This window comes from Ferroplasma sp. Type II, from assembly GCF_000496155.1.
Genome location: NZ_KI542704.1, coordinates 2,179 through 3,117, shown reverse-complemented (window position 1 = coordinate 3,117; position 939 = coordinate 2,179). Strand labels below are relative to the sequence as shown.

Annotated in this window: 1 protein-coding gene and 2 pseudogenes; all 3 read left to right on the top strand. The window is 37.6% G+C overall.

The genetic code is table 11. The features are described 5' to 3' along the window. Positions 1–188 (top strand): annotated as a pseudogene (pyrG, locus tag AMDU4_RS04615) (CTP synthetase); the annotation flags it as partial. Further along, entirely contained in the window at positions 169–501 is a 333-nt protein-coding gene (locus tag AMDU4_RS04610; protein ID WP_290704204.1) for an SCP2 sterol-binding domain-containing protein, read from the top strand. The pseudogene pyrG and the gene AMDU4_RS04610, both read left to right, overlap by 20 nt. A gap of 1 nt (position 502) precedes the next feature. After that, positions 503–939 (top strand): annotated as a pseudogene (locus AMDU4_RS04605) (DNA polymerase II large subunit); the annotation flags it as partial.

Below are 939 nucleotides of genomic sequence, written 5' to 3'. Positions count from 1 at the left end.
ATGATGAGAAAATAAGAATGGAAATCCTGGAACTCAGTGACAGGGACAACTACATAGCAACACAGTACCATGCCGAGTTCCAGTCAAGACCGTTAAATCCCTCTAAGGTACATTTATATTTCATAAAAAAATCACTGGAATACAGAAAGGAAAAAAGAGGTAATGTTTATGAAAGAAGTGCTGAATAATTTAGTAAAAAAAATGAATGATAAGATAGCAAATGATCAGGCATATGCAAAAAAGCTCCAGAGCGTCACTAAAAGCATTGATATAATATTCGATGACAAGGATTCTTATTATTTCAAGGTCGAAAATGGGCATATAACAGAGCCACAGGAGGGAAAGATAGATGCAGATATTACAGTAACTGTCAGTTCCGATGTTTTCAACAAGATTTTATCAAAGGAAGTCAACGCCATGGATGCATATATGAAACAGCAGATAAAAATAAAATCATCGCTTATGGATAAGTTATTATTGAGCGATCTACTGAAAGCATAGGATGATAGACCACAACCTTGATAAATATAACCAGATACTCAGGAATAAGGTAAATGAGTGTTATCAGACTGCTGAGGAGGCACGTTCCCTTGGAAAGGATGTTTCAACAGATGTTGAAATACCCCTCGCAAACGATATGGCAGAAAGGGTTGAGAAATTAATACAGATTGATGGGATAGCAGATGATATAAGGGAATTGAGCAAAACGCTTTCAAGGGAGGAGGTATCGCTCAAGATATCCAGAAAAGTTGCCGAGATTCTTAAGGATGATAGAAGGCTTGCACTTGAAAAATCCGTCCGTGTTGGACTTGCCATACTTACTGAGGGAATACTGGTTGCCCCTCTTGAGGGAATCAAGGAAATAAACATAGTTTCAAATGATGATGGCACTGAATATGTTGATATTGTTTATTCAGGACCCATAAGAAGTGCAGGAGG

Coding starts and splice junctions, on each gene's coding strand:
- AMDU4_RS04610 (WP_290704204.1), top strand. CDS start 169: ATGAAAGAAGTGCTGAATAATTTAGTAAAAAAAATGAATGATAAGATA.